The sequence below is a fragment of the Streptomyces odonnellii genome (assembly GCF_000981895.1).
Classification (GTDB): domain Bacteria; phylum Actinomycetota; class Actinomycetes; order Streptomycetales; family Streptomycetaceae; genus Streptomyces; species Streptomyces odonnellii.
The window spans coordinates 1-3,709 of the sequence record NZ_LATD01000450.1; the positions used below are offsets into that span (position 1 = coordinate 1).

At 71.0% G+C, this 3,709-nt stretch carries 4 protein-coding genes; 2 read left to right on the forward strand and 2 right to left on the reverse strand.

Annotation, left to right across the window (positions count from 1 at the left end; all coding sequences use genetic code 11):
* On the reverse strand, nt 1-736 hold a 736-nt coding region (locus WH07_RS32615; protein WP_232789141.1), incomplete at its 3' end, for a hypothetical protein.
* A gap of 149 nt (nt 737-885) precedes the next feature.
* Entirely contained in the window at nt 886-2,361 is a 1,476-nt protein-coding gene (locus tag WH07_RS32620) for an APC family permease (RefSeq protein WP_046508167.1), read from the reverse strand.
* A gap of 278 nt (nt 2,362-2,639) precedes the next feature.
* Between WH07_RS32620 and WH07_RS32625 the strand changes: the two genes are divergently transcribed.
* Both WH07_RS32625 and WH07_RS32630 read left to right on the forward strand, forming a co-directional pair.
* Nucleotides 2,640-3,041: an RNA-binding S4 domain-containing protein gene (locus WH07_RS32625; RefSeq protein WP_046508159.1), complete on the forward strand. Its 402-nt coding sequence runs from the start codon at nt 2,640-2,642 to the stop codon at nt 3,039-3,041.
* Nucleotides 3,042-3,237: 196 nt separating this feature from the next.
* Nucleotides 3,238-3,672: an ATP-binding protein gene (locus tag WH07_RS32630; RefSeq protein WP_046508162.1), complete on the forward strand. Its 435-nt coding sequence runs from the start codon at nt 3,238-3,240 to the stop codon at nt 3,670-3,672.
* The last annotated feature ends 37 nt before the right edge of the window (nt 3,673-3,709 follow it).

The following is a 3,709-nucleotide window of genomic DNA, read 5'->3' on the forward strand; positions in this document are numbered from 1 at the left end:
CCCGTACCCCCTCCGCCGCGTAGCGGTACTCCTCCACCCGCGCGATCTGCACCAGCACCGGCAGCGGCGACCCGGGCGGCGCCGCGCCCGCCGCGTCCCTGGCGAAGTCGTACATCCGCCCGTGGGTGCCGTGCCAGCGCGCCGCGTGGTAGCGCAGCAACTGGGTGTGCCCCTCGGTGTTGTACGGGTCGCGCCGGCGCAACTCGTCCCACCAGCGCCGCAGTTCGCCCCGGCTCACCCCGTCCTGGTACAGCCGCGCCACGGTGAGCAGCGACACCCAGGGCATCGGGTCGGCGGGATGGGCCTCGGCCGCCTGAAGGCAGACCAGTACCGTCGCGTCGAGCCGCGCCGGGTCCGTCGCGACCCCGCGCCCGGCGGCGATGGCCAGGCTGAAGGCCCGTACCACCTCGGTCGCCGCCCGCAGCACCGCCACATCCGGACTGTCCGGCTCCGCGGCCCGCCAGCTCTCCACGGCCGAACTCCCGGCCGCGGCGTGCGAGAGCAGCCGTATCCGGTGGGTACGGAGCGGCCAGTCGTCACCCGTGGCGCGCAGCAGATCGCGTACGCCCTGCCAGCGGCCGATGACGATGTCCTGCCGCGCCTCGGTCAGCGGCCGGTCGCCGAAGTCCGGGTCGAAGCCGGGCACGGTCTCCCGCCCGGAGGACCGCCCCGAGGACCGGTCCGGAGACCCGCCCCGGGACCGGCCCCGGGCGGCGCGGTGCCGGGCTTCCGCCATGACGCCCCCTGCCTCTCTTCGCAACGCCCCGGCGTCCTTGGAAAGCAACGCCCCTTCGAGCCAATGCCCTTTCGAGCCAACGCTCCTTCGAACCAATGCCCTTCGAGCCAACGCTCCTTCGAACCAACGCCCCTTCGCGCCAACGCTCCTCAGAAGTCCGTCGCCAGCGCCTCACCGGCCTGCGCAGGCCGGTCGGCGCCCGGGCCCTGATACGCCTCGCTGTCGTCCGGCGCGCGGGACGCGTCCAGCCGCGCGGGCCGGTAGTACGAGCTGCCCCGCAGCCAGTACCAGACCATCGGCACCAGACCCGCGGCCAGCCCGCCGATCCCGATCGCGATCGCCACCGCGGTCAGCTCGCTCAGCGACTCGTAGAACATCCAGAACATGAACAGCGCGCCCAGCAGCGGCCAGAGCCCGGCCAGCACGAAGTCCCGCACCGAGCGCAGCAGGACCTTGCGGTACGCGACGACGGCCGCGATGCCCGCCAGCCCGTAGTACACACAGATCTGGAGCGAGATCGCGGTGACGGCGTCGGAGATGATCTCGGTGACGGAGCCGAGCGCGGAGGCCGCCGCCAGCATCCCGAGCGCGACGGCACCGACCACGGCGATCGCCACCCAGGGCGTGTTCCAGGTGCGGTGCACGGTGCCGAGCACCCGGGGCATCGTACGGTCGCGGCCCATCGCGAACAGCGAGCGCGTCACCTGGATCAGGGTGGTCTCCAGGGTCGCGATGGTCGACATCATCACCGCCACGATCAGCAGCTTTCCGCCGATGCCCGGCCAGATCTCCTCACCCAGCACCCCCAGTACATTCGCGCTGCCCGCCTGGATCTGGTCGGCGGTGAGGATGACATTGACGGCGATGGTGAAAGCCTCGAAGAGCAGGAAGACGATACCCATGCCGATCAGGGCCGCGAGCCCGGCGGTCCTGCGGCTGTTGCGCGTCTCCTCGCTGAGATTGCTGGTGACGTCCCAGCCCCAGTAGTAGAACGCGGCGACGAGCGCGCCGGCCGCGAAGCCCGACGTCCCGTCGAAGTGGCCGAACCCCAGCCAGGACCAGTCGAAGGCCTGCGCCGAGCCGTTGTGGACGACGGCCGCCAGCACGAACAGCAGGAGTACGGCCAGCTCGACCCCGGTGAGCAGGAGCTGTGCCCGTACGGTGAGCCGGGCGCCGCCGAGCACCACCAGCAGCATGACCAGGAACCAGCCCGCTCCGACCAGCAGCGCCAGCTCCGTGTCGACGGCCAGCGCGGGATCGAACAGCGCGAGCGTCATGGCACCGGCGGGCAGCGATCCGGCGACCATGAAGATCGTCGCGGAGACCACCAGCGCCCAGCCGGAGAGAAAGCCCAGGGCGGGGTGGAGCGTACGGCCCACCCAGGAGTAGGCGGCGCCCGCGTGGGCGTCGAGCCGGCCGAGCCTGCTGTAGGCGAGCACGATGCCCAGCATGGGTATCGCGCAGTACAGCAGCGCGGCGGGGCTGGCGAGACCGACGGCGCCGACGAGGACCGCGGTGGTGGCGGTGATCGAATACGCGGGAGCGCTGCCCGCGACCGCCATGACCACGGTGTCGAAGGTACCGAGGACATTGGGCTGGAGGCCTCTGCCGGGGTTGTTGCGCATCGCGTTCACTGCTTCCGGAGCGGTGTCCTTGTGTAGCACGACATGTGTCGGCATATCAGAAACAGACTCCCCGTCCGGAGACATGTCCCCGTTCTCCGTAAAGGGAGATCGAGCGCATCGTAGTCGCCGGGATGGGGAGTGATGCGACGGTCGCGTTGCGGAGTTGTTTCGGTCGGGGTTCCGGCCGGGGGCGCGGTCCGGGCGCGGTCCGGCCCGGGGCGCCGTCCCGGAGTGAATATCGCTGGGGGCTGGGGCCGTGCCGCGCTTACCCTCGACATATGGCTTCTGTTTCCGGAGATACGGGCGAGACGTCAGGCGACGGGACCGTACGAGTCGACAGCTGGATCTGGTCCGTACGCCTCACCAAGACACGCTCCCAGGCGGCGTCCGCCTGCCGCGCCGGGCATGTACGGGTCAATGGCGAGCGGGTCAAGCCCGCCCACTCCGTGAAGCCCGGCGACGAGATCCGGCTGCGGCACGCGGGGCGCGAGCGGATCGTGGTCGTGTCGCGGACCGTACGGAAACGGGTGGGCGCGCCGGTGGCGGTGGAGTGCTACGTGGACAACAGCCCGCCGCCCCCGCCGCGCGAGTTCACGGTGCCGATCGCGCTGCGTGACCGTGGGACCGGCCGGCCGACCAAGCGCGAACGCCGCGATCTGGACCGGCTGCACGGGCACTGAGCGGCATTCGGTGGCCCGCGAGGGGCGCCGGGGACTGGGAAGCATTACCCCCTGAGATGAATTCTCGGTGCCCCGCGCGCGCAACAGCCCTTGTCCTCAAGGCGGTTGCGGAGCCACGCGGAAATCACGGGCAACTCCACTCAGTCATCACCGTTGTACGGAAAGTAAAATCCGTACTTCAGGGAAGGTCCTTCCCATGAACCTCGACGGTGAGCAGCTCGACCAGTACGACCATCGCAACCGGCGCGATCGGTACGTCACCTTCCGCCTCCCCAGTCACCCGCGCAGCGTGGGCCGTGCGCGCGAGGCTCTGTGCGCGTATTTCGATCTGCCGGAGGAGCCCGGCGAGACGGCGGCGCTCCTGCTGTCGGAACTCGTCACGAACGCGCTGCGCCACGGCAGTCCGCCGGGCCGGGAGATCGCCGTCACGCTGCGCCGGGGGGACGGGCTGCTGAGAGTGGAGGTGGAGGACGCGGGCGATCTGCTGCCCCGGCCACGGGATCCGGGTCTGGACGACGAGTGCGGGCGGGGGCTCGCGCTGGTGGCCGCGTTGTCCGACGACTGGGGCGTGGTGCCGCGGCAGGGACCGGGGAAGCGGGTGTGGCTCACGCTGAAGGTCCCTGACAGGTAGGGCCTCTCGTTTGGCGCGGCGCGGGGGTGTGGGGGCG